Below are 22,489 nucleotides of genomic sequence, written 5' to 3'. Positions count from 1 at the left end.
TAAATGATGATGCTATCCCGTTGCAGGATGCATTACTCCAGTTCAGAGAATTTGTTTCTGATAATGTCGCTGGTGGGAGCAAAAAGGCGCAGGTATGGGGTAACGGTGCGTCATTCGACAACTCTATTCTGCGTTCTTCTTACGATTGCATTGCTGAAGATTATCCGTGGGAATACTGGAACGATCGGGACGTACGAACAATGGTAGAGCTCGGCCAAGCCATTAGCTTCGACCCCAAAACAACGATCCCGTTTGAAGGGTCTCGTCACAATGCCCTCGCTGATGCTATTCATCAGGCCCGCTATGCATCAGCGATCTGGCAGCGAATAATTGCCGGCAATCAGGTGCTGCAAAAATTGATGCAAAACTGATTTTGTATTTTCAGATACTGGCCCAGCAATGGGCCATGATGAGGTAAAACATATGCTCCAGATGTTAACCCTTGAAGAGTGGGCAAACGAGAAATACAGAAGCAATCCTCCAAGTGTTTCCACTCTCAGGAATTATGCTAAACAGAATATGTTTTCTCCCCCAGCCAAAAAAGAAGGTCGATTCTGGCGCGTCAGGGAGGATGCTGAGTTGGTCGGTACATTGACCACTCCTGTAGTAAAGAAAAGCGACCCTGTTCTTTTGCAGAGGATTTTGAACGATGGCTGCCAGACCACGTAAGAATAATATATCTATTCCAAATTTATACCCGCTCTACAGTAGAAAGGTTAATAAAGTATACTGGCGTTATAAACACCCGATAACTGGTAAGTTTCATAGTCTAGGAACAGATGAAGCAGAGGCCACGGCAATAGCTATTGAAGCAAATAAAAGACTGGCGGAACAACAAACCCGCCAGATAATGGCAATCACTGACAGAATTTCCACCAGCTCAGGAAAATCAATATCAACTAACACCTGGCTTGAACGTTACTGGAAGATTCAACAGGAAAGATTAAAGTCCGGAGATATTAAAGAAAACACTATCAAACAAAAAGCAAAACCAGTATCTCTGCTTAAGGAACGGGTGGGAATGAAATTAATATCCGCTGTCAATGTTCGAGATGTTGCGCAAATTCTTGATGAATATTTAGCGGAGGGACAACCCAGAATGGCTCAGGTCATTCGCTCTGTCCTAATAGATGTTTTTAAAGAAGCTCAGCATGCGGGAGAAGTACCTCCTGGTTATAACCCTGCACTAGCAACTAAACAACCTCGTAGAAAGATCACTCGCCAGCGCCTCACTCTTGAGGAATGGCAAAAGATTTTTGATATAGCCGATGAAAATCACAAATACATGGGGAACGCCATGCTTTTAGCCATAGTAACAGGACAGCGACTAGGTGATATATCCCGTATGAAATTCTCGGACATCTGGGACGATCATCTACACGTTGAGCAAGAGAAAACCGGAAGCAAAATCGCTATACCATTAGCTCTGCGTTGCAACGCAATCAACTGGAGCCTCCGAGATGTAATCAGTCGTTGCCGGGATTATGCAGTAAGCCCTTATTTGGTTCATTTCTTTAGAACCACCTCACAGGCTGAGCGAGGAGCACAGGTGAAACCCAGAACACTGACCATGAATTTCAGCAAGGCAAGAGACAGTGCAGATATTGACTGGGGACAAGGTACACCGGCAACTTTCCATGAACAAAGATCGCTTTCCGAGCGGTTATATAAAGCCCAAGGTATAAACACGAAAGATTTACTTGGACATAAAACTCAACAACAAACGGATAGGTACCATGATGATCGTGGGAAGGGGTGGACAACGGTGGCCTTATGAGGTTTTTCGGGAGGGGTTTTGATAACTTGTTTTGATAAAATTTTGATAACCGTTCGAAAACTAATAATAAAAACGGGAACCACCAGGTTCCCGTTCTGACATAATCTGGGGGCCAGATTACATGTTCGCGATAATCGCGTCGCCAAACTCTGAACATTTCAGCAGTTTAGCGCCTTCCATCAGACGTTCAAAGTCATAGGTCACGGTCTTGGCGGCGATAGCACCTTCCATGCCTTTGACGATCAGGTCTGCGGCTTCGAACCACTGCATGTGGCGCAGCATCATCTCTGCGGACAGGATGATGGAGCCCGGGTTCACTTTGTCCTGGCCAGCATATTTCGGCGCAGTACCGTGAGTCGCTTCGAACAGCGCGCACTCGTCACCGATGTTGGCGCCCGGGGCGATACCGATACCGCCAACCTGTGCCGCCAGCGCGTCAGAGATGTAGTCGCCGTTCAGGTTCATACAGGCGATAACGTCGTATTCCGCCGGACGCAGCAGGATCTGCTGCAGGAACGCATCGGCGATCACGTCTTTCACCACGATCTCTTTGCCGGTGTTCGGGTTCTTGATTTTCACCCACGGGCCGCCGTCGATCAGCTCGCCGCCGAACTCTTCGCGAGCCAGCTGGTAGCCCCAGTCTTTGAACGCGCCTTCGGTGAACTTCATGATGTTGCCTTTGTGCACCAGGGTGAGGGAATCACGATCGTTGGTGATCGCGTATTCAATCGCGGCGCGAACCAGGCGTTTGGTGCCTTCTTCAGAGCACGGCTTGATACCGATACCGCAATGTTCCGGGAAGCGAATTTTCTTCACGCCCATCTCATCGCGCAGGAATTTGATGACTTTGTCTGCTTCAGCAGAGTCGGCTTTCCACTCGATACCTGCATAGATATCTTCTGAGTTTTCACGGAAGATAACCATATCGGTCAGTTCAGGGTGCTTAACCGGGCTCGGGGTGCCCTGGTAGTAACGTACCGGACGCAGGCAGACGTAGAGGTCCAGCTCCTGGCGCAGCGCCACGTTCAGAGAACGGATGCCGCCGCCGACTGGGGTGGTCAGAGGACCTTTGATAGCAACGCGGTAGTCACGAATCAGATCGAGGGTTTCAGCTGGCAGCCAGACATCCTGGCCATAGACTTGGGTCGATTTTTCACCGGTGTAAACTTCCATCCAGGAAATTTTACGCTCGCCCTTATAGGCTTTCTCAACGGCGGCATCAACCACTTTCAGCATCGCTGGGGTAACGTCAACGCCGATACCATCACCTTCAATGAACGGGATAATCGGATTGTGAGGGACGTTCAGTTTGCCGTTTTGCAGGGTGATTTTTTGACCTTCCGCCGGAACTACTACTTTGCTTTCCATTAACCTCTCCTTCGAGCGCTTCTGGTTCTGCTCTTCCCTCTTCACGCGAGCCTGGTGTTGGCTGAGTCGGCCAGCTCCAGCGTACCGGGTTTTCCCGCTAAGCGGAGCTATCGCGTCCGTGTCGCCTTCCTGCCTGTAGTGCGAATCGGTTTGAGCAATTTTTTGTTAATAATTTGTAATGAGCATGTCAATACTACCTGAATGTTTGCGTCCATGAAAGGCATTCGTAATTAGGCTATAATGCGGCAATTGATAGAGCCTGAAAATACCATGCAGAAAACTTCATTTAGAAAACATCGCGTTGAGCGATTCAGCACACAACAAGTCACCAGACAACGTAAAGAACACCAGCCAAAAACTGTGATCTTGTTCAATAAACCCTATGATGTGTTGCCACAATTTACCGACGAAGCCGGGCGCAGCACGCTGAAAGATTTTATCCCCGTGGCGGGCGTCTACGCCGCCGGTCGTCTTGACCGCGACAGCGAAGGCCTGCTGGTGCTGACCAACGATGGCGCGCTGCAGGCGAAGCTAACCCAGCCGGGTAAACGCACCGGCAAGATTTACTACGTCCAGGTGGAAGGAGAACCCACCGCCGAGGCGCTGGCCGCGCTACGCAACGGCGTCACGCTCAACGATGGCCCCACCCTGCCTGCTGGCGTGGAAGTGGTGGAGGAGCCCGCGTGGCTGTGGCCGCGCAACCCGCCTATTCGCGAGCGCAAATCGATCCCCACCTGCTGGCTGAAAATCACCCTCTACGAGGGACGTAACCGCCAGGTGCGCCGGATGACCGCCCACGTCGGCTTCCCCACCCTGCGCCTGATCCGCTACGCCATGGGCGGCTATACGCTTGACGGGCTGGCGAATGGCGAATGGCGTAGAGCCGAATAACCGAAAAGGAAAAGCGATGTTTAAACCTCATGTTACTGTAGCCTGCGTGGTCCACGCCGAGGATAAATTCCTCATCGTCGAAGAGACTATTAACGGCAAAGCGCTGTGGAACCAGCCGGCGGGCCACCTGGAGGCCAATGAGACGCTGCTGCAGGCCGCCGAACGCGAACTGTGGGAAGAGACCGGCATTCGCGCCACGCCGCAGCACTTCATCCGCATGCACCAGTGGGTCGCTCCCGATAACACGCCATTTCTGCGCTTCCTGTTCGCCATCGAACTTAGCGATCTGTGCGCCACCGAACCGCATGACAGCGATATCGATCGCTGCCTGTGGCTCAGTGCTGAGGAAATTCTTAACGCGCCGAACCTGCGTTCACCGCTGGTTGCCGAAAGCATTCGCAGTTATCTGCAGGACCCGCGCCAGCCGCTGTCGCTGATTGGCGCATTTAACTGGCCGTTCACAGGGGGTGAATGAACGGTGAGCGCGTGCTAGAATACGCCGCCTCGAAGTTCAATGTAGCGAGTATTTCCATGTCAGAAAGCCAGAAAAAAGTGATCGTCGGCATGTCCGGCGGCGTCGACTCCTCGGTCTCCGCGTACCTGCTGTTGCAGCAAGGGTATAAGGTGGAAGGCCTGTTCATGAAGAACTGGGAGGAAGACGACGGCGAGGAATACTGCACCGCCGCCGCCGACCTTGCCGACGCGCAAGCGGTCTGCGATAAGCTGGGCATTGAACTGCACACCGTTAACTTTGCCGCCGAATATTGGGATAACGTCTTTGAGCTCTTCCTGGAAGAGTACAAAGCTGGCCGCACGCCGAACCCGGATATTCTGTGCAATAAAGAGATCAAGTTTAAAGCCTTCCTCGAGTTTGCCGCCGAAGACCTCGGCGCCGACTACATCGCCACCGGGCACTATGTGCGCCGCGCCGATGTCGACGGCAAAAGCCAGCTGCTGCGCGGCCTCGACGGTAACAAAGATCAGAGCTACTTCCTCTACACCCTTAGCCACGAGCAGATTGCCCAGAGCCTGTTCCCGGTGGGTGAGCTGGAAAAACCGCAGGTGCGTAAAATCGCCGAAGAGCTGGATCTGATCACCGCGAAGAAAAAAGATTCCACCGGCATCTGCTTTATCGGCGAGCGTAAATTCCGCGATTTCCTTGGCCGCTATCTGCCGGCGCAGCCGGGCAAAATCCTCACCGTCGACGGCGAGGAGATCGGTACCCATCAGGGGCTGATGTACCATACGCTGGGCCAGCGTAAAGGGCTGGGTATCGGCGGCACCAAAGAGGGTAGCGAAGATCCGTGGTACGTGGTGGATAAAGACGTTGAGAACAATATTCTTGTCGTCGCCCAGGGCCATGACCACCCGCGCCTGATGTCCGTCGGCCTGATTGCCCAACAGCTGCACTGGGTTGACCGTGAACCGCTGCGGGGCACCCTGCGCTGCACGGTGAAAACCCGCTATCGCCAGACCGATATCCCCTGCACCGTCACCGCGCTGGATGAAGACCGTATCGAAGTCCGCTTCGATGAGCCGGTCGCGGCGGTCACCCCGGGCCAGTCCGCAGTGTTCTATCTGGGTGAAGTGTGCCTCGGCGGCGGTATTATTGAACAACGACTGCCTCTGCAGTCCTGAACGCGCGTTATTTCCGTCGGGACGAACCGCCCGACGGCTGACAAGGAGTATGTGTGGCGAAGAATTACTATGACATCACGCTGGCGCTGGCTGGCGTTTGCCAGGCGGCACGACTGGTTCAGCAACTGGCGCATCAGGGACATTGCGACAGCGATGCCCTGCATGTGTCGCTGAACAGCATCATCGACCTCGATCCCGAGTCGACGCTGGCGGTGTTCGGTGGCAGTGAAGCCAATCTTCGCCTCGGCCTTGAAACGCTGCTCGGGGTGCTCAATACCAGCAGCCGTCAGGGCCTCAATGCTGAACTGACGCGCTATACCCTGAGCCTGATGGTGCTGGAGCGCAAGCTCGCCGCCAGTAAAGGGGCGATGGACACGCTCGGCAACCGCATCGCTGGCCTGCACCGTCAACTGGAACATTTTGACCTGCAGTCCGAAACGCTGCTCAGCGCCATGGCAGGCATCTATGTTGACGTGATAAGCCCGCTGGGGCCGCGTATTCAGGTGACCGGCTCCCCTGCCGTGCTGCAAAGCCCGCAGGTGCAGGCGAAAGTTCGCTCAGCGCTGCTGGCGGGTATTCGCGCCGCGGTGCTCTGGCATCAGGTGGGCGGCGGACGTCTGCAGCTTATGTTTTCCCGTAATCGTCTGGTTAACCAGGCAAAGCAAATTCTTGCTCATTTAACCCCGGAGTTGTGATCTATGGAATTATCCTCACTGACCGCCGTTTCCCCTGTAGACGGCCGCTACGGCGATAAAGTCAGCGCGCTGCGCGGTATCTTCAGCGAATTCGGTTTGCTGAAATTCCGCGTTCAGGTGGAAGTACGTTGGCTGCAAAAACTGGCCGCCCACGCAGCGATCAAGGAAGTTCCTGCTTTTGCTGCCGACGCAAACGGTTTCCTTGATAAAATCGTCGCCGATTTCAGCGTCGAAGACGCGGAGCGCATCAAAACCATCGAGCGCACCACCAACCACGACGTGAAAGCGGTAGAGTATTTTCTGAAAGAGAAAGTCGCTGACGTCGCCGAGCTGCACGCGGTATCAGAGTTTATTCACTTCGCCTGTACGTCTGAAGACATCAATAACCTCTCCCACGCGCTGATGCTGAAAACCGCCCGCGACGAAGTGGTTCTGCCTTACTGGCGCAAGCTGATTGACGCGGTAAAAGATCTGGCAACCCAGTACCGCGATGTGCCGCTGCTCTCCCGTACCCACGGTCAGCCGGCAACGCCGTCCACCATGGGTAAAGAGATGGCGAACGTCGCCTACCGTATGGAGCGCCAGTACCGTCAGCTGAACCAGGTGGAAATCCTCGGTAAAATCAACGGCGCGGTGGGTAACTACAACGCCCACATCGCGGCCTACCCGGAAGTCGACTGGCATCAGTTCAGCGAAGAGTTCGTCACCTCGCTGGGCATTCAGTGGAACCCGTACACCACCCAGATCGAGCCGCATGACTATATCGCTGAGCTGTTTGACTGCATCGCGCGCTTCAACACCATTCTGATCGACTTCGATCGCGATGTGTGGGGCTACATTGCGCTCAACCACTTCAAACAGAAGACCATCGCCGGAGAGATCGGCTCCTCCACCATGCCGCACAAGGTGAACCCGATCGACTTCGAAAACTCCGAAGGCAACCTCGGCCTGGCCAATGCGGTCATGCAGCACCTGGCCAGCAAACTGCCGGTTTCCCGCTGGCAGCGCGACCTGACCGACTCCACCGTCCTGCGTAACCTCGGCGTGGGCATCGGCTATGCGCTGATCGCCTATCAGTCCACCCTCAAAGGGATCAGCAAGCTGGAGCTGAACCAGGATCGCCTGCTGGACGAACTGGATCACAACTGGGAAGTACTGGCTGAGCCGATCCAGACCGTGATGCGCCGGTACGGTATCGAAAAACCGTACGAGAAGCTGAAAGAGCTGACCCGCGGCAAACGCGTTGACGCGGAAGGGATGAAGCAGTTTATTGACAGCCTCGCCCTGCCGGAAGACGAAAAAGTGCGCCTCAAAGCGATGACTCCGGCCAACTATATCGGTCGGGCAACCACCATGGTTGACGAGCTGAAGTAATCGCCTTGCCCCTCTTTCCGGCGGAAAGAGGGGCGTTTTGTCGCCGGAAAGCAATCAGATCCAGACGTCGTTCACCGCCGTCCGCTCGCCGCCCTCATGGCCGGTATTCAGCACGCCACGCGGCTCAATCAGCATGAGCTTCGCTTCCGTCTCCGCCGAGGTCTTATGTTCCACCCCGCGCGGCACGACGATCATCTCCCCGGCCTTCACCAGCACATGTCCGTCGCGGAAGTCCACGCGTAATACCCCCTCCACCACCATCAATGTCTCATCGGTTTCCGGGTGGCTATGCCAGATGAAATCGCCGGCGATACGGACGATCTTGAACTGATAGTCGTTCATCTCAGCCACCACTTTGGGCTGCCATTGTTCGCTGAACAGGGAAAATTTCTGAGCAAGATTAACGAGTTGATACATGGGCTGTCTCCTTGTGATAAAGGCAGTCAGCATAGTTCGCCTCGCCGCGGTCACGCTTGAACGATTGTGCAACCTGCACCGCGCTAGCCGCGGATCGCCCGCAGCCAGCGGCCCGGAGAGAGACCAAAGCGGCTGATAAACTGGCGCGTCATGTGGCTCTGATCGGCAAAGCCCGCGTCGGCGGCAATATCCACCAGACGATCCCCGGCGCGCATCCGCTGGCGGCAAAAATCGAGCCGGCGCATCATGACGTAACGCCACGGGCTGGTGCCGTACAGCGTTCTGAAATCACGACTCAGGCTCCAGCGGTCCCGGCCGCTCACCTGCGATAAAGTGTCGAGGGTCATATCCTGCATAAAACAGGCATGGATATACTCCCGGGCCCTCTCCGCCGCCTGATAGTCAAATGCCTGGCGACGGGAACGCTGCCCGCCGACCACAGCCAGGGTCTGCGCCAGGTCGTACAGAGCATCCTCTTCCTCCAGCGGCTCGAAGGTGTCCGTGACCGCTTTTAACAACGGCTGCGCGGCGCAACGCAGACGCGGATCCGCCGACAGGCCGCCGGGGATAAACGGCAATGACCTGCCGCCGAGTATCTTTTGGATCAGCGCCGGTTCGATATAGACCATGCGGTAGTGAAACCCCGCCTCGGTGCCCGCCTCGCCGTCGTGTATTTCGTCCGGGTGAAGCACCATCGTCCCGCCAGGCAGACTGTGCTGTTGCCCGCCGCGATAGTGAAAGCTCTGCACGCCGGCGATCGTCTGGCCGATAGCATAGGTATCATGCCGGTGCGGCTCATAGCCGTGGCCGCCGAAGAAGGCTTCGATGCGTTCCGTCTGACTGGGCGACTGCGCCAGCCTGACCCAGTCCGCGCTCTGCTGCTGAGACATAATGGATAACCTGCGGCGTCATTGAGGAGTGATCCCAGCACTATTACACAAAAAATTAACATCACCAACCCGCGCACTGCCCGCGCCCTGCCGCTGGGCGTTTGCTGAAATAACGCATAGAATGAAGGAGTTCCATGCACTATGCGCAAAGGGCATCGACGAATGCTGGCCTGCCTGGCAGTGTTATGCGCCGTTGGTATAAAAAGCTTTATTTAACAGCTGTTTATATTTTGCGTATATAATGAGCGTCAGATTACTATCAACACAGGAAGGGAGAACAGTCATGCGCGTACTCGTGGTTGAGGATAACGCCCTGCTGCGTCACCACCTCAAAGTTCAGCTGCAGGAGCTGGGCCATCAGGTCGATGCGGCGGAAGATGCCAGGGAAGCGGACTACTATCTGGGCGAACATCTCCCGGATATCGCCATCGTCGACCTCGGCCTGCCGGATGAAGACGGACTATCGCTGATCCGCCGCTGGCGCAGCCACGATGTGTCACTGCCGGTGCTGGTGCTGACCGCCCGCGAAGGGTGGCAGGATAAAGTGGAAGTGCTGAGCGCCGGGGCGGATGATTACGTCACCAAGCCTTTCCATATTGAAGAGGTTGCCGCCCGCATGCAGGCGCTGCTGCGCCGCAACAGCGGCCTGGCCTCGCAGGTGATCTCCCTGCCGCCGTTCCAGGTCGACCTCTCCCGGCGCGAGCTGTCGGTGAACGACCAGCCGATCAAGCTGACGGCCTTTGAGTACACCATTATGGAAACCCTGATCCGCAACCGCGGCAAAGTGGTCAGCAAAGATTCCCTGATGCTCCAGCTTTACCCGGATGCCGAACTGCGTGAGAGCCATACCATCGACGTACTGATGGGCCGGCTGCGCAAGAAAATTCAGGCTGAATACCCACAGGACGTCATCACCACGGTGCGCGGCCAGGGCTATCTGTTCGAACTGCGCTGATGAAGGGATTGTTGCGACATATCTTCCCGCTGTCATTACGGGTTCGCTTCCTGCTGGCGACCGCCGGGGTCGTGCTGGTGCTGTCGCTGGCCTATGGCATGGTAGCGCTGGTGGGCTACAGCGTCAGCTTCGATAAAACCACCTTCCGCCTGCTGCGCGGCGAGAGCAATCTCTTCTATATGCTGGCGAAATGGGAGAACGGCGCTATTGACGTCGATATTCCGGAAAATCTGAATATGGAAAGCCCGACGGTGACCCTTATCTACGATGAGAAGGGTAAACTGCTGTGGGCGCAGCGCGATGTCCCCTGGCTGGCGAAACGCATTCAACCGGAATGGCTGAAGAGCAATGGTTTCCATGAGATCGAAGCCGATGTCGACAGCAGTAGCATGCTGCTGCGCAACAACCACGAGATTCAGGAACAGCTGGACGCCATCCGCGAGCAGGGCGACGATTCGGAGATGACCCACTCGGTGGCGATCAACCTCTACCCGGCCACCAGCAAAATGCCCCAGCTCAGCATTGTGGTGGTCGATACCATTCCGGTGGAGCTCAAGCGCAGCTATATGGTATGGAGCTGGTTTATCTACGTGCTGGCCGCCAACCTGCTGCTGGTGATCCCCCTGCTGTGGGTCGCCGCCTGGTGGAGCCTGCGGCCTATCGAGTCGCTGGCGAAAGAGGTGCGTGAGCTGGAGGAGCACCACCGCGAAAAGCTCAATCCCAACACCACCCGCGAGCTGACCCGGCTGGTCAGCAACCTTAACCGCCTGGTTCGCAGCGAGCGTGAACGCTATGACAAATACCGCACCACCCTCACCGATCTCACCCACAGCCTGAAAACGCCGCTGGCGGTGATGCAGAGTACGCTTCGCTCGCTGCGCGGCGAGAAGATCAGCGTCGACGAGGCGGAGCCGGTGATGCTGGAGCAGATAAGCCGCATTTCGCAGCAGATTGGTTACTATTTGCATCGCGCCAGCATGCGCAGCGGCGGTACCCTGCTGAGCCGGGAACTGCACCCGATCGCCCCCCTGCTCGACAGCCTGACCTCCGCCCTCAACAAGGTCTATCAGCGTAAAGGGGTCAATATCTCGCTCGACATCTCGCCGGAGATCACTTTTGTCGGCGAGCAGAACGATTTTATGGAAGTGATGGGTAACGTTCTCGATAACGCCTGTAAGTACTGTCTGGAGTTCGTGGAAGTTTCCGTGCGCCAAACCACCGACAGCCATCTGCATATTCTGGTGGAAGACGATGGCCCGGGGATCCCGCAGAGCCAACGCCGCGCCGTCTTTGACCGCGGCCAGCGGGCAGATACGCTGCGTCCCGGCCAGGGTGTGGGGCTCTCCGTCGCCCGCGAAATCGTCGAACAATATGACGGGGAGATTATCGCCGGCGAAAGCCTGCTCGGCGGCGCCTGCATGGAGGTGGTGTTTGGCCGCCAGCTGATGGAAGATAAACAGGGTTAATCATTGAGTTTTTTAACGGCGCCTGCATCGCCGGGGCGCCGCATCCGTTATAATCCCTGTCAGACACCTGCAGTGGAATATCAATATGGATTATCAATTAACGCTTAACTGGCCCGACTTTATCGAACGCTACTGGCAAAAACGGCCGGTGGTACTGAAGCGCGGCTTCGCCAATTTTATCGACCCCCTAAGCCCGGACGAACTGGCTGGACTGGCCATGGAGAGCGAGGTCGATAGCCGCCTTGTCAGCCATCAGGATGGAAAATGGCAGGTCAGTCACGGTCCCTTCGAAAGCTACGATCACCTGAGTGAAAACAACTGGTCCCTGCTGGTGCAGGCGGTTAACCACTGGCATGAACCCTCAGCGGCGCTGATGCATCCGTTCCGCGCTCTGCCGGACTGGCGTATCGACGATCTGATGATCTCCTTCTCGGTACCCGGGGGCGGCGTCGGTCCGCATCTGGATCAGTATGATGTGTTTATCATTCAGGGCACCGGCCGTCGGCGCTGGCGCGTCGGGGAAAAGGTGCCGATGAAACAGCACTGCCCGCATCCGGACCTGCTGCAGGTTGACCCCTTCGAGGCGATCATCGATGAAGAGATGGAGCCGGGCGATATTCTTTATATTCCGCCAGGATTCCCGCATGAGGGGTATTCGCTGGAAAACTCGCTCAACTATTCGGTCGGCTATCGCGCGCCGAATGCCCGCGAGCTGTTCAGCGGCTTTGCCGACTACGTTCTCCAGCGCGAACTGGGCAGCCAGCGCTACGCCGATCCGGACGTGCCGTCGCGCGACCATCCGGCGGATATTTTACCCGTCGAACTCGACCGCCTGCGCGAGATGATGTTGGGGCTGATTAACCAACCAGAGCACTTTAAACAGTGGTTCGGCGAGTTTATCACCCAGTCGCGTCATGAGCTCGACGTCGCGCCGCCGGAGCCGCCGTATCAGCCAGATGAAATTTACGATGCCCTGCAGCAGGGCGACACGCTGGAACGGCTGGGCGGCCTGCGGGTGCTGCGCATTGACGGCGAGGTGTTCGTCAATGGTGAGAAGATCAACTCCCCGCACCGCCCGGCGCTGGACGCCTTAGCCACCCATCTGACGCTGCGCGCCGACCATTTTGGCGATGCGCTGGAAGATCCTTCTTTCCTCGCCATGCTGGCAGCGCTGGTCAACAGCGGCTACTGGTTCTTTGGCGACTGAGCCATCATCCTGCCCGGCGGCGCTGCGCTTGCCGGGCCTACGGGTTCTGCGGTCACCGGTTGGACCGTAGGCCGGATAAGGCGAAGCCGCCATCCGGCACTTTGTGGTTTCGATGGCGGCGATGTCTTACCCGAGCATTATCGCCTCTCGCCTGCATCAAATTCGCTTACCTCACCCGCCCAATCCGGCGGATACCCTCCCCGGCGCACGTCGCGATGAAAGGTCGAATACGGCCAATCCTCTACCCGGCGGACATGACCGTGCTTAACGGGATTGATATAAACGTAATCCATATGCCGCCGGTAATCTTCTTCATTACGGATGGCATGTTCCCAGAAGCGCGGCTGCCAGATAGAGCGCTGTGCCAGCGCCCGGGTAAACGTTTTTTTAATATCCCGCCAGCGACCAGAATAATCGGTATCCCCCTCAGGCAGGGTCCAGATGCAGTGCATATGCTCTGGTAAAACCACCCAGCTATTAATCAGAAAAGGTTTTTTGCTTTTAACAAACGCTGTAGCGGCACGCAGATGATCAATATGCCGCGTCAGGAGATCGCTGTGGCGATTTTGCAGGTTAACGGTGAAGAACCAGCAGCCGCCGGGGAGATAACTGCGACGATAATCTGACATGTGAGGTTCCCTCCTCATTGCCAGCCTAAAAGCTTTTGCCCGGCGGCGCTGCGCTTGCCGGGCCTACAAACAGCACGGGTTACGTAGGCCGGATAAGGCGAAGCCGCCATCCGGCATCTTGTGCGACACGCAGAATGACCGGGCTGGTTGCGAAGGCTATTTCCCTTTTCGTGCCGCCGTCAGCTCGGCGATACGCACGATCACCTGCACCGCCTTCTCCATCCCTTCCAGGGTGACAAACTCATGTTTGCCATGATAGTTGTAGCCGCCGGTAAACAGGTTCGGGCACGGCAGACCCATAAACGAGAGCTGCGCGCCGTCGGTGCCGCCGCGGATCGGCTTCATTTGCGGTTCAATATCGCAGTCCACCATCGCCTGGCGGGCAATATCGACCACATGTGGATGGGCGATCACCTGCTCATGCATGTTGTAATAACTGTCCTCGATTACCAGCTCGATATAGCAGTCCGGGTGCAGCCCCTTGCCGACCTTTTTGGCGATCTCCATCATCTTGCGTTTACGCGCCTCAAAGTGCTTGCGGTCAAAATCGCGGATAATGTAGTGCATCTCGGCCCGATCCACGCTGCCTTTGATGCTGGTGAGGTGATAAAAGCCTTCATAACCTTCGGTGGTCTCTGGCGCCTCGTCGGCTGGCACTTCGGCATGAATGCGCGCGGCCAGCGACAGCGCGTTGACCATCACCCCTTTTGCGGTGCCGGGATGCACGTTATTGCCGACAATCTTGATGGTCACCGAGGCAGCGTTGAAGTTTTCAAACTCCAGTTCCCCCACGCCACCGCCGTCGACGGTATAGGCCCAGCGGGCGTCAAAGGCCTCGACATCGAAATGCTTCGCCCCTTTTCCGACCTCTTCATCGGGGGTGAAGGCCACGCGGATATCGCCGTGGGGGATGTTTTTCGCCTGCAGGGTCGCCAGCGCGGTCATGATCTCGGCGATGCCGGCCTTGTCGTCCGCCCCCAGCAGCGTTTTCCCATCGGTGGTGATCAGCGTCTGTCCCAAAAGCTGATGCAGAACCGGGAACATCACCGGGGAGAGCACCTCATCGCCGATGCCCAGCGCGATATCGCCGCCGCGATAGTTTTCGACAATCTGCGGATTCACATTTTTACCGCTGAAATCCGGGGAAGTATCGACGTGAGAGATAAAGCCGATGGCCGGGATATCGCCCTCCACGTTGGCGGGCAGGGTTCCCATTACCGTCCCTTTATCACTCAGCGTTACCTTGACCAGTCCCATTTCTTCCAGCTGCGCCTGCAACAGGCGTAACAGCTTCCACTGCCCTTCCGTGCTGGGGACCTGACGAACGCCAGGCTTCGACTGCGTGTCCAAAGAAACGTACTGCAAAAAACGCTCAAGCAATTTATCCATGTAGCCACCCTCTTCTTTTGTGACAACATTATTCATAAGCCAGAAAAGACAAATATTGCGTCAGGTCATTCTTAGCCCGTAAAGCGAAATTTAATAACGGAACCGACGTTATGGTGTAAAGGTAGACTATGCAGGCGTATCAAGGATTGGCGATTACCCTCGTTTGCCGTAGAATGCTGGCCCTTATTAAAAACGTGCAACCCCAAAGGTGGTTAATCACAAACCCCGCAGCGGTCGGAAGTTTCCGTTGCGTCTACATGGGACAGAGTCAAAAATTGAATATACAACCGCGTTCGCGTTCGCCGCTGGTGCAACTGGCGGGAATTCGCAAGAGCTTTGATGGTAAAACGGTCATCGATAACCTTAACCTGACCATCAACAATGGTGAGTTTCTCACCCTGCTTGGCCCCTCTGGCTGCGGTAAAACCACCGTTCTGCGCCTTATCGCCGGTCTGGAAAACGTCGACAGCGGACGGATCCATCTCGAAGATCACGATATCACCCATGTCCCGGCGGAAAACCGCCACGTCAATACCGTCTTTCAAAGCTACGCCCTGTTTCCGCATATGACGGTATTCGAGAACGTCGCCTTTGGCCTGCGGATGCAGAAAACCCCGGCGGCGGAAATCACCCCGCGGGTTCTGGATGCCTTAAAGATGGTGCAGCTGGAAGACTTTGCCCAGCGCAAACCGCACCAGCTCTCCGGAGGCCAGCAGCAGCGCGTGGCCATCGCCCGCGCGGTGGTTAACAAACCGCGTCTGCTGCTGCTCGATGAATCCCTTTCGGCGCTGGATTACAAGTTGCGCAAGCAGATGCAGAACGAACTGAAAGCGCTGCAGCGTAAGCTCGGGATCACCTTCGTCTTCGTGACCCACGATCAGGAAGAGGCCCTGACCATGTCCGATCGCATCGTGGTCATGCGCGATGGAAAAATCGAACAGGACGGTACCCCGCGAGAGATCTACGAAGAGCCGAAAAACCTGTTCGTCGCCAGCTTTATCGGCGAGATCAATATCTTCGACGCCACCGTAATCGAGCGCCTCGACGCGCAGCGCGTGCGCGCCAGTGTCGAAGGACGGGAGTGCAATATCACCGTCAATTTTGCCGTGGAGGCCGGCCAGCGTCTGCACGTCCTGCTGCGCCCGGAAGATCTGCGCGTCGATGAGATCCACCACAACAGCGACGCCGACGGCCTGATCGGCTATGTGCGCGAGCGTAACTATAAGGGGATGACCCTTGAGTCGGTGGTGGAGCTGGAAAACGGCAAAATGGTGATGGTCAGCGAGTTCTTTAACGAAGACGACCCGGATTTCGACCACTCTCTTGATCAGAAAATGTCTATCAATTGGGTGGAGAGCTGGGAGGTGGTGCTGGCCGATGAAGAACTCCAGTAAATTCCAGAATGTGGTGATCGCCACCATCGTCGGTTGGCTGGTGCTGTTTGTCTTCCTGCCCAACCTGATGATCATCGCCACCAGCTTTCTGACCCGCGACGACGCCAACTTCGTCAAGCTGGTCTTCACGCTGGACAACTACTCGCGGCTGCTGGATCCGCTCTACTACGACGTGCTGCTGCATTCGCTGAACATGGCGCTGCTGGCGACCCTCGCCTGCCTGGCGCTGGGCTACCCGTTTGCGTGGTTCCTTGCCCGGCTGCCGCAGAAGGTGCGCCCCCTGCTGCTGTTTCTGCTGATCGTCCCCTTCTGGACCAATTCGTTGATCCGTATTTACGGGCTGAAGATTTTCCTCAGTACCAAAGGCTATCTGAACGAGTTCCTGCTGTGGTTAGGGGTGATCGACACGCCGATACGCATTATGTTCACCCCCTCGGCGGTGATTATCGGCCTGGTGTATATCCTGCTGCCGTTTATGGTGATGCCGCTCTACTCCAGCATTGAGAAACTGGATCGCCCGCTGCTGGAAGCGGCGAAAGATCTCGGCGCCAGTAAGCTGCAGACCTTTATCCGCATCATCATCCCGCTGACTATGCCGGGGATCATCGCCGGCTGTCTGCTGGTGATGCTGCCGGCGATGGGGCTGTTCTACGTTTCCGACCTGATGGGCGGCGCCAAGAACCTGCTGATCGGCAACGTGATCAAGAGTCAGTTCCTGAATATTCGCGACTGGCCGTTCGGCGCGGCTACCAGCATTACCTTAACCCTGGTGATGGGCCTGATGCTGTTGATTTACTGGCGCGCGGCGCGCCTGCTGAATAAAAAGGTGGAGCTGGAATGATTGGTCGACTGCTGCGCGGCGGCTTTATGACCGCCATCTACGCGTATCTCTACATCCCTATTATTATTCTGATCGTTAACTCGTTTAACCGGTCGCGCTTCGGTATCAACTGGCAGGGGTTCACTACCGACTGGTATAGCCTGCTGATGAACAACGACAGCCTGCTGCAGGCCGCCCAGCACTCCCTGACCATGGCGGTGCTGTCGGCAACCTTCGCCACCCTTATCGGCTCGCTGACCGCCGTGGCGCTGTACCGCTACCGCTTTCGTGGCAAACCGTTTGTCAGCGGCATGCTGTTTGTGGTGATGATGTCGCCCGATATTGTCATGGCCATCTCCCTGCTGGTGCTGTTTATGCTGATTGGTATTCAGCTTGGTTTCTGGTCGCTGCTGTTTTCGCATATCACCTTCTGCCTGCCGTTTGTGGTGGTCACCGTGTTCTCCCGGCTGAAGGGCTTTGATGTGCGGATGCTGGAGGCAGCGAAAGATCTCGGTGCCAGTGAGATGACCATCCTGCGCAAAATCATCCTGCCACTGGCGATGCCAGCGGTGGCTGCCGGATGGCTGCTGAGCTTCACCCTGTCGATGGATGACGTGGTGGTCTCTTCGTTCGTGACCGGTCCAGGGTATGAAATCCTGCCGCTGAAGATCTATTCGATGGTCAAGGTTGGCGTTTCGCCTGAGGTGAACGCCCTGGCCACGATTCTGTTGGTTCTGTCGCTGGTGATGGTCATCGCCAGTCAGTTAATTGCACGTGATAAAACTCAGGGGACGTTAAAATGAAAAAATGGTCACGCCACCTGCTCGCAGCCGGCGCTCTGGCAATCGGCATGAGCGCCGCGCACGCGGACGATAGCAAAACGCTCTATTTCTATAACTGGACCGAATACGTACCGCCGGGCCTGCTGGAGCAGTTCACCAAAGAGACCGGCATCAAGGTTATCTATTCGACCTACGAGTCGAACGAAACCATGTACGCCAAGCTCAAGACCTATAAAGACGGCGCGTACGACCTGGTCGTCCCGTCGACCTACTTCGTCGACAAGATGCGCAAAGAAGGCATGCTGCAGAAGATCGACAAGAGCAAGCTGACTAACTTCAGCAACCTCGATCCGCAGATGCTGAACAAACCGTTCGATCCGAATAACGACTACTCCATCCCCTATATCTGGGGGGCGACGGCTATCGGCGTCAACAGCGATGCGATTGACCCGAAAACCATCACCAGCTGGGCCGACCTGTGGAAGCCGGAATACAAAAGCAGCCTGCTGCTGACCGACGACGCGCGCGAAGTGTTCCAGATGGCGCTGCGTAAGCTGGGTTATTCCGGCAACACCACCGACCCGAAAGAGATTGAAGCCGCCTATAACGAGCTGAAAAAGCTGATGCCCAACGTCGCGGCGTTTAACTCCGATAACCCGGCGAACCCGTATATGGAAGGCGAAGTGAACCTCGGGATGGTATGGAACGGCTCGGCTTACGTCGCCCGCCAGGCCGGTACCCCGCTGGAAGTGATCTGGCCGAAAGAAGGTGGCATCTTCTGGATGGATAGCCTGTCGATCCCGGCGAATGCCAAAAACGTCGACGGCGCGCTGAAGCTGATTAACTTCCTGCTGCGCCCGGATGTGGCCAAACAGGTCGCGGAAACCATCGGCTACCCCACGCCAAACCTGGCGGCGCGCAAAATGCTCAGCCCGGCAGTGGCCAACGATAAATCGCTCTATCCGGACGCCGCGACCATCGAGAAAGGCGAATGGCAGAATGACGTCGGCAGCGCCAGCGCCATTTATGAAGAGTATTACCAGAAGCTGAAAGCGGGCCGCTAATCCCGCAGGGCGGAACAACGGTTCCGCCTTTTTTTTGCTCTCACCTTAGCCCCTCAGCGCGCGCCAGAGGATCGCCGGCAGCTTGCGCCAGCGCGGCCGATGATAAAAATCCACCAGCTTCTGCGCCACCGCTTCCTGCCCCCGGTGGGTAATAAACCAGGGCGGCAGGGGCATCAGCGTCAGTTCGCCATGCCATAGACTGCGCGGAAACGGCCGAAACGGCGCCTCAATCACCGTGCGCTCGGTTTTCTCCAGCATAAAGCTGTTATGTACCTTGCCCCGCCCGCTCTGAATATCGTCGAGCGTGTGGCCGGGAAACGCGCCCCACGGGCAGGGGGCTAACAGGAAGGCCACCCCGCTCCAGCAGTTAATCGCCACCGTGCCGTAGCGCAGCTCAGCGATTAACGCGTTAAAACGCTTACGTCCAATCGCTTTACGGGTGCGCGGGTGGATCACAATATTGGCCCCCAGCGTGCCCTGCAGCCGCTGATTCGCATAGCCGATCGCCTGGCGCAGAAAGCTTTCCGCACTGTCGGCCTCAAGACGAGTGACCGACAGCCCCGGGCCAAAGACCTCCTGCTGACAGAACGCCGGGTCATCCTCGGTGTTCGCCACAATCAACGGCAGCGCGTCGCCGCGCGCTATCTCCAGCGGCTGGCGGGCGCGCAGGCGAAAGTCGGTCAGCCGTTTTTCAGCGCCGGGGTAGTAGTCCGGGCGGGTATTCGTGGCGATCAGTCGGTACAGCTGATTCAGCAAGCCCGTCGCTGGCTCCCAGCCCTGCTGCAGGATCAGCACCTGGCTGGCCACGCAGTTAAACCCGCCGTTGTTCATCTTCTGCGTCGCCAGCTGCTGCGCCTGAAACGCGATATCCGCCTCGCTCCACGGCCCGGGTACGATAATGGTAGGGCTGACGCCGCCCAGCTCCGAAGTCACCCGACGCGGGTTCAGCGGCGTCCTGGCGGCCCGACGCTGGCGAGCCGCTTCACCGTCGCCCCAGACGATGACGTCATGGGTCTCGCGGGAGCCGGTGATATGGATCTCATCGACAGCGGGATGGGTGGTCAGCCACGCTCCCGCCTGGGCGTCGCCGGTGACGATGCGGAGCGCATCCATGGCAATCAGCGGCGCCAGGGCCTGGGCCAGCAGATCGTGCAGATAATCATTCACCGGGTTGAGCTTCAGCAGGCAGACCTGATTTTCAATAAACAACTTATGTAGCACATCCAGTGGCGCAATCGAGGCCACATTGCCGGCGCCAAGCACCAGCGCCAGCTTGCCCTGCCGCGCGGCCGGCGGGATGTCGTATGCCCGCGCCGCATAGCGGTCGAGATGGGCCCGGGTGACGCCTGGCTGCATCCATATCTCAGCGCGAATGCCGGAGAGCAGCAGCCGATCCCAGAGCGTGCCGGGCACCACCCGCAGCGCCAGGCGGCCATCCGCCAGCGTCCGCAGCGGGATCCGCCGCAGAAAGGTCTTCTCTTCCAGTTGCTCCAGGGTGGCGATAAGCCCGTTGCAGCCGACCATTAGCGCGCAGGGGCCCGCCAGCCACTCCTCCCCCGCCAGCGGATCGCCCGCCGGCAGCCCTTTGGCCGCCGCCGCCGCGGCCACCCACGCCGGGGCAATACCGGCCAGGGCATCCTTGATCTGACGCAACAGCGCCAGACGACGGTTCACCGAGGTTTCCGCCCAACGCTGTCGTGCCGCCGACAAGGCGTGCAGGGCAGCATCATACTGAGAGCAGGTCGTCAGACCGGGTCGCGCATGGCTCATTTTCCCTCACTCATTAAAATCTCTCCATAGGCCTGGCGCAGTTGATTTTTGAGCACCTTACCCGTGGCGCTGACCGGTAGCGCGTCGACAAATATCACCCGGTCCGGGATCTGCCACTTTGGCACCCGCTTCTCAAACCAGGTCAGCAGATCGGTCTCTTCCACTTCGCCCCCTTCCGCGCGAACGCACAGCAGCACCGGCCGCTCGTCCCAGCGCGGATGACGGGCGGCGATGGCCGCCGCGCTGCGCACCGCCGGATGCGCGATGGCGATATTCTCCAGCTCAACGGTGGAGATCCACTCGCCACCGGACTTGATAATATCCTTTGCCCGATCGCAGATCACCAGATAACCATTGGCGTCGAGCGTACCGATATCGCCGGTATCAAACCAGCCTGCCGCGGTCAGGGCGCTCGCGTCCTGACCATAGTACTGCTCCACCACCCAGTGCCCTCTGACCTGCAGATACCCCTGACTTTGACCATCCCGGGGCAACGGTTCGCCATCCACGTCTACTACCTGCAGTTCGATGCCGAAAATGGGCCGCCCCTGACCGGCGCGCTGCTTTTGCTGCTCCTGTGCCGGGAGCACGTCATGTTTGCTCAACGGCGTGTTGATGGTGCCGATGGGCGATGTTTCGGTCATTCCCCAGGCGTGGGTCAGTGCAATGCCGTAATCACGCTGAAAGGCCTCGGCCATCGACGGCGGCAGCGCGGAGCCGCCGACCAGCGCACGTTTAAATTCAGGCAATCGGACGTCTGTCCGGCGCATCGCCGCCAGCAAGCCGGCCCAGATCACCGGCACACCAAACCCCACCGTTACCTTCTCGGCGGCCAGCAGTTGCAGCAGGCTGTCGCCATCGAGCTGCGGCCCCGGCAGTACCAGTCGCGCGCCGACCATGGCAGCGATAAACGGCGTCCCCCACGCGTTGACATGGAACATCGGCACCACCGGCAACAGGCTGTCCTTCGCCGATATGCCGGCGGCGTCCGGCTGGTTGCCGCTCAGGGCATGCAGGACCAGCGAACGATGGGTATTCAACACCCCCTTCGGCCGGCCGGTGGTCCCCGACGTGTAGCAGAGCGAAGCTGGGGTCAGTTCATTGAGTGTCGGCCAGCGATAGTCTACTGTCCCCTGCTGCAACAGATCGTCAAAAAACAGCAATGAGGGCAGCTGGCTGAGCGCCGCTTCGCTGCGGGGTTCCATCAGCACGATGTGTTTCACCGTCGGCAGCTGCGGCAGCAGCTGCGCCACCAGTGGCAGAAAGGTCTGGTCAAAAAACAGCACTTCGTCGGCAGCGTCGTTGAGGATATACCGCAGATGGTCAACCGACAGCCGCGGGTTGACAGTGTGTGTCACCCAGCCGCCGGAGGCGACGGCAAAATAGATCTCCAGGTGGCGGCGATTGTTCCATGCCAGGGTAGCGCAGCGGGCGCCTGGCGGCAGCCCCAGCGACGCCAGCGCCGACGCCAGCCGCTGAGCGCGGCTGGCCACCTCCCCCCAGCTGCTGCGCTCCTGCTCACCGCCAGTACTCACCGAGACAATCTCGGTCTCGCTGTGATATTGCGCCGCATGGCCGAGCAGCGCGGCGGTGGTGAGATCCTGATAAATCATCGGTGACGGCATTACGGGGTCTCCTTTACAGACTTCCGGCAGGGAACAGGGTCGCGGCGCGATCGTGCGGGCGCCTATTGAATCTGGTCTACATTTGCCGGTCTGCACAAAAAAACGTACAGAAATCAGCGGTCACGCACAAAATAGAGTGAGAAATGATTCAGGAGGAAAAAGACGAAATCATAACAGGCAGGTCTTTGCTCAGGGCGGCTATCGCCCGGCAGCGGGCCGGGCGATAGCGGCGGGGATTTACAGCAGCGCTTTGGCTTTAGCAACCACGTTGTCGACGGTGAAACCGAACTCTTCGAACAGCTGCTCAGCCGGCGCAGACTCACCGAAGGTGGTCATGC

The 22,489-nt window shown here is 57.5% G+C and carries 23 protein-coding genes; 15 read left to right on the top strand and 8 right to left on the bottom strand.

Annotated elements, in window-relative coordinates; translation table 11 throughout:
- From CWM61_RS28020 to CWM61_RS28010, 3 genes are all read left to right on the top strand, one after another.
- The coding region (locus tag CWM61_RS28020; RefSeq protein ID WP_227521407.1) for a 3'-5' exonuclease at positions 1 to 371 on the top strand (371 nt) is incomplete at its 5' end.
- 52 nt (positions 372 to 423) lie between these two features.
- Complete coding sequence (locus CWM61_RS28015; RefSeq protein WP_012542206.1) at positions 424 to 669, top strand: excisionase; 246 nt, start codon at positions 424 to 426, stop codon at positions 667 to 669.
- Entirely contained in the window at positions 650 to 1,777 is a 1,128-nt protein-coding gene (locus CWM61_RS28010) for a site-specific integrase (RefSeq protein WP_017898966.1), read from the top strand. The genes CWM61_RS28015 and CWM61_RS28010 overlap by 20 nt, the downstream gene beginning before the upstream one ends.
- A gap of 117 nt (positions 1,778 to 1,894) precedes the next feature.
- Here the strand turns inward: CWM61_RS28010 and icd are convergent, their stop codons facing one another.
- Positions 1,895 to 3,145 carry an NADP-dependent isocitrate dehydrogenase gene (gene icd, locus CWM61_RS28005; RefSeq protein ID WP_008806032.1) on the bottom strand — a complete coding sequence of 417 codons (1,251 nt, stop codon included), beginning with the start codon at positions 3,143 to 3,145 and terminating at the stop codon, positions 1,895 to 1,897.
- A 240-nt stretch (positions 3,146 to 3,385) separates the two neighbouring features.
- Here icd and rluE point away from each other — a divergent pair, with 240 nt between their 5' ends.
- From rluE to purB, 5 genes are read left to right on the top strand one after another with little or no spacing between them, the layout of a single operon-like run.
- Entirely contained in the window at positions 3,386 to 4,036 is a 651-nt protein-coding gene (rluE, locus tag CWM61_RS28000) for a 23S rRNA pseudouridine(2457) synthase RluE (RefSeq protein ID WP_032729972.1), read from the top strand.
- A gap of 16 nt (positions 4,037 to 4,052) precedes the next feature.
- Positions 4,053 to 4,511 carry an NUDIX hydrolase gene (locus tag CWM61_RS27995; RefSeq protein ID WP_061155057.1) on the top strand — a complete coding sequence of 153 codons (459 nt, stop codon included), beginning with the start codon at positions 4,053 to 4,055 and terminating at the stop codon, positions 4,509 to 4,511.
- Positions 4,512 to 4,567: 56 nt separating this feature from the next.
- The gene (gene mnmA / locus CWM61_RS27990; protein WP_074386605.1) at positions 4,568 to 5,674 is read left to right on the top strand and encodes a tRNA 2-thiouridine(34) synthase MnmA; all 1,107 of its coding nucleotides are present in this window, start codon (positions 4,568 to 4,570) and stop codon (positions 5,672 to 5,674) included.
- Between the two features lie 53 nt (positions 5,675 to 5,727).
- Positions 5,728 to 6,369, top strand: coding sequence for a high frequency lysogenization protein HflD (gene hflD, locus CWM61_RS27985; protein ID WP_004140557.1), 642 nt, complete (start codon positions 5,728 to 5,730; stop codon positions 6,367 to 6,369).
- Between the two features lie 3 nt (positions 6,370 to 6,372).
- Positions 6,373 to 7,743: an adenylosuccinate lyase gene (purB, locus tag CWM61_RS27980; protein ID WP_012968556.1), complete on the top strand. Its 1,371-nt coding sequence runs from the start codon at positions 6,373 to 6,375 to the stop codon at positions 7,741 to 7,743.
- Between the two features lie 54 nt (positions 7,744 to 7,797).
- Here purB and CWM61_RS27975 read toward each other — a convergent pair whose 3' ends face one another.
- Entirely contained in the window at positions 7,798 to 8,160 is a 363-nt protein-coding gene (locus CWM61_RS27975) for a cupin domain-containing protein (RefSeq protein ID WP_012542212.1), read from the bottom strand.
- An 83-nt stretch (positions 8,161 to 8,243) separates the two neighbouring features.
- Positions 8,244 to 9,050 carry an AraC family transcriptional regulator gene (locus tag CWM61_RS27970; RefSeq protein ID WP_100632238.1) on the bottom strand — a complete coding sequence of 269 codons (807 nt, stop codon included), beginning with the start codon at positions 9,048 to 9,050 and terminating at the stop codon, positions 8,244 to 8,246.
- Between the two features lie 283 nt (positions 9,051 to 9,333).
- On the opposite strand from CWM61_RS27970, the gene phoP reads away from it, so the two are divergent.
- The 3 genes from phoP (at position 9,334) to CWM61_RS27955 (ending at position 12,678) form a co-directional block, all read left to right on the top strand.
- Positions 9,334 to 10,005, top strand: coding sequence for a two-component system response regulator PhoP (gene phoP, locus CWM61_RS27965; RefSeq protein WP_004150807.1), 672 nt, complete (start codon positions 9,334 to 9,336; stop codon positions 10,003 to 10,005).
- A complete protein-coding gene (gene phoQ, locus CWM61_RS27960; RefSeq protein WP_074386309.1) occupies positions 10,005 to 11,471 on the top strand; it encodes a two-component system sensor histidine kinase PhoQ in 1,467 nt (488 codons plus the stop codon). The genes phoP and phoQ overlap by 1 nt, the downstream gene beginning before the upstream one ends.
- Positions 11,472 to 11,556: 85 nt before the next feature.
- Positions 11,557 to 12,678: a cupin domain-containing protein gene (locus tag CWM61_RS27955; RefSeq protein WP_012542214.1), complete on the top strand. Its 1,122-nt coding sequence runs from the start codon at positions 11,557 to 11,559 to the stop codon at positions 12,676 to 12,678.
- A 137-nt stretch (positions 12,679 to 12,815) separates the two neighbouring features.
- Here CWM61_RS27955 and CWM61_RS27950 read toward each other — a convergent pair whose 3' ends face one another.
- Both CWM61_RS27950 and pepT read right to left on the bottom strand, forming a co-directional pair.
- Complete coding sequence (locus CWM61_RS27950; protein WP_088717287.1) at positions 12,816 to 13,307, bottom strand: REP-associated tyrosine transposase; 492 nt, start codon at positions 13,305 to 13,307, stop codon at positions 12,816 to 12,818.
- A 156-nt stretch (positions 13,308 to 13,463) separates the two neighbouring features.
- Entirely contained in the window at positions 13,464 to 14,696 is a 1,233-nt protein-coding gene (gene pepT, locus CWM61_RS27940; RefSeq protein WP_100632236.1) for a peptidase T, read from the bottom strand.
- A gap of 257 nt (positions 14,697 to 14,953) precedes the next feature.
- Here pepT and potA point away from each other — a divergent pair, with 257 nt between their 5' ends.
- The 4 genes from potA to potD are packed head-to-tail and all read left to right on the top strand — an operon-like array spanning position 14,954 to position 18,756.
- Positions 14,954 to 16,090: a spermidine/putrescine ABC transporter ATP-binding protein PotA gene (potA, locus tag CWM61_RS27935; protein ID WP_074386312.1), complete on the top strand. Its 1,137-nt coding sequence runs from the start codon at positions 14,954 to 14,956 to the stop codon at positions 16,088 to 16,090.
- Positions 16,074 to 16,931: a spermidine/putrescine ABC transporter permease PotB gene (potB, locus tag CWM61_RS27930; protein WP_008806020.1), complete on the top strand. Its 858-nt coding sequence runs from the start codon at positions 16,074 to 16,076 to the stop codon at positions 16,929 to 16,931. The genes potA and potB overlap by 17 nt, the downstream gene beginning before the upstream one ends.
- Positions 16,928 to 17,713: a spermidine/putrescine ABC transporter permease PotC gene (potC, locus tag CWM61_RS27925; protein WP_074386314.1), complete on the top strand. Its 786-nt coding sequence runs from the start codon at positions 16,928 to 16,930 to the stop codon at positions 17,711 to 17,713. Before potB ends, potC begins: the two co-directional genes overlap by 4 nt.
- A complete protein-coding gene (gene potD / locus CWM61_RS27920; RefSeq protein WP_008806018.1) occupies positions 17,710 to 18,756 on the top strand; it encodes a spermidine/putrescine ABC transporter substrate-binding protein PotD in 1,047 nt (348 codons plus the stop codon). The genes potC and potD overlap by 4 nt, the downstream gene beginning before the upstream one ends.
- A gap of 45 nt (positions 18,757 to 18,801) precedes the next feature.
- On the opposite strand, the gene CWM61_RS27915 is transcribed toward potD, so the two are convergent.
- The 3 genes from CWM61_RS27915 to CWM61_RS30270 all read right to left on the bottom strand — a co-directional run.
- The gene (locus CWM61_RS27915; RefSeq protein WP_100632235.1) at positions 18,802 to 20,526 is read right to left on the bottom strand and encodes an aldehyde dehydrogenase family protein; all 1,725 of its coding nucleotides are present in this window, start codon (positions 20,524 to 20,526) and stop codon (positions 18,802 to 18,804) included.
- Positions 20,523 to 22,151 (bottom strand): long-chain fatty acid--CoA ligase, encoded by a 1,629-nt coding sequence (locus CWM61_RS27910; protein WP_074386316.1) that lies wholly within the window; start codon positions 22,149 to 22,151, stop codon positions 20,523 to 20,525. The genes CWM61_RS27915 and CWM61_RS27910 overlap by 4 nt, the downstream gene beginning before the upstream one ends.
- Positions 22,152 to 22,388: 237 nt before the next feature.
- Positions 22,389 to 22,489, bottom strand: a 101-nt coding sequence (locus CWM61_RS30270; RefSeq protein ID WP_371339710.1) for a hypothetical protein, incomplete at its 5' end; no start/stop codon positions are given.

The organism is Klebsiella sp. K-Nf6, from assembly GCF_002806655.1.
Lineage (GTDB): Bacteria > Pseudomonadota > Gammaproteobacteria > Enterobacterales > Enterobacteriaceae > Klebsiella > Klebsiella variicola.
The sequence above is the reverse complement of the archived record's forward strand: the minus strand, read 5'-3'. Positions and strand labels throughout refer to the sequence as shown.

What these genes read in the sequence shown, in the direction of transcription:
- purB (WP_012968556.1), top strand. Translation starts at nt 6,373, where the DNA reads ATGGAATTATCCTCACTGACCGCCGTTTCCCCTGTAGACGGCCGCTAC.
- phoP (WP_004150807.1), top strand. Translation starts at nt 9,334, where the DNA reads ATGCGCGTACTCGTGGTTGAGGATAACGCCCTGCTGCGTCACCACCTC.
- CWM61_RS27950 (WP_088717287.1), bottom strand. Translation starts at nt 13,307, where the DNA reads ATGTCAGATTATCGTCGCAGTTATCTCCCCGGCGGCTGCTGGTTCTTC.
- CWM61_RS27955 (WP_012542214.1), top strand. Translation starts at nt 11,557, where the DNA reads ATGGATTATCAATTAACGCTTAACTGGCCCGACTTTATCGAACGCTAC.
- CWM61_RS27970 (WP_100632238.1), bottom strand. Translation starts at nt 9,050, where the DNA reads ATGTCTCAGCAGCAGAGCGCGGACTGGGTCAGGCTGGCGCAGTCGCCC.
- phoQ (WP_074386309.1), top strand. Translation starts at nt 10,005, where the DNA reads ATGAAGGGATTGTTGCGACATATCTTCCCGCTGTCATTACGGGTTCGC.
- CWM61_RS28010 (WP_017898966.1), top strand. Translation starts at nt 650, where the DNA reads ATGGCTGCCAGACCACGTAAGAATAATATATCTATTCCAAATTTATAC.
- potA (WP_074386312.1), top strand. Translation starts at nt 14,954, where the DNA reads ATGGGACAGAGTCAAAAATTGAATATACAACCGCGTTCGCGTTCGCCG.
- CWM61_RS27910 (WP_074386316.1), bottom strand. Translation starts at nt 22,151, where the DNA reads ATGCCGTCACCGATGATTTATCAGGATCTCACCACCGCCGCGCTGCTC.
- CWM61_RS27995 (WP_061155057.1), top strand. Translation starts at nt 4,053, where the DNA reads ATGTTTAAACCTCATGTTACTGTAGCCTGCGTGGTCCACGCCGAGGAT.
- potD (WP_008806018.1), top strand. Translation starts at nt 17,710, where the DNA reads ATGAAAAAATGGTCACGCCACCTGCTCGCAGCCGGCGCTCTGGCAATC.
- CWM61_RS28015 (WP_012542206.1), top strand. Translation starts at nt 424, where the DNA reads ATGCTCCAGATGTTAACCCTTGAAGAGTGGGCAAACGAGAAATACAGA.
- rluE (WP_032729972.1), top strand. Translation starts at nt 3,386, where the DNA reads ATGCGGCAATTGATAGAGCCTGAAAATACCATGCAGAAAACTTCATTT.
- pepT (WP_100632236.1), bottom strand. Translation starts at nt 14,696, where the DNA reads ATGGATAAATTGCTTGAGCGTTTTTTGCAGTACGTTTCTTTGGACACG.
- mnmA (WP_074386605.1), top strand. Translation starts at nt 4,568, where the DNA reads ATGTCAGAAAGCCAGAAAAAAGTGATCGTCGGCATGTCCGGCGGCGTC.
- potC (WP_074386314.1), top strand. Translation starts at nt 16,928, where the DNA reads ATGATTGGTCGACTGCTGCGCGGCGGCTTTATGACCGCCATCTACGCG.
- potB (WP_008806020.1), top strand. Translation starts at nt 16,074, where the DNA reads ATGAAGAACTCCAGTAAATTCCAGAATGTGGTGATCGCCACCATCGTC.
- CWM61_RS27915 (WP_100632235.1), bottom strand. Translation starts at nt 20,526, where the DNA reads ATGAGCCATGCGCGACCCGGTCTGACGACCTGCTCTCAGTATGATGCT.
- icd (WP_008806032.1), bottom strand. Translation starts at nt 3,145, where the DNA reads ATGGAAAGCAAAGTAGTAGTTCCGGCGGAAGGTCAAAAAATCACCCTG.
- CWM61_RS27975 (WP_012542212.1), bottom strand. Translation starts at nt 8,160, where the DNA reads ATGTATCAACTCGTTAATCTTGCTCAGAAATTTTCCCTGTTCAGCGAA.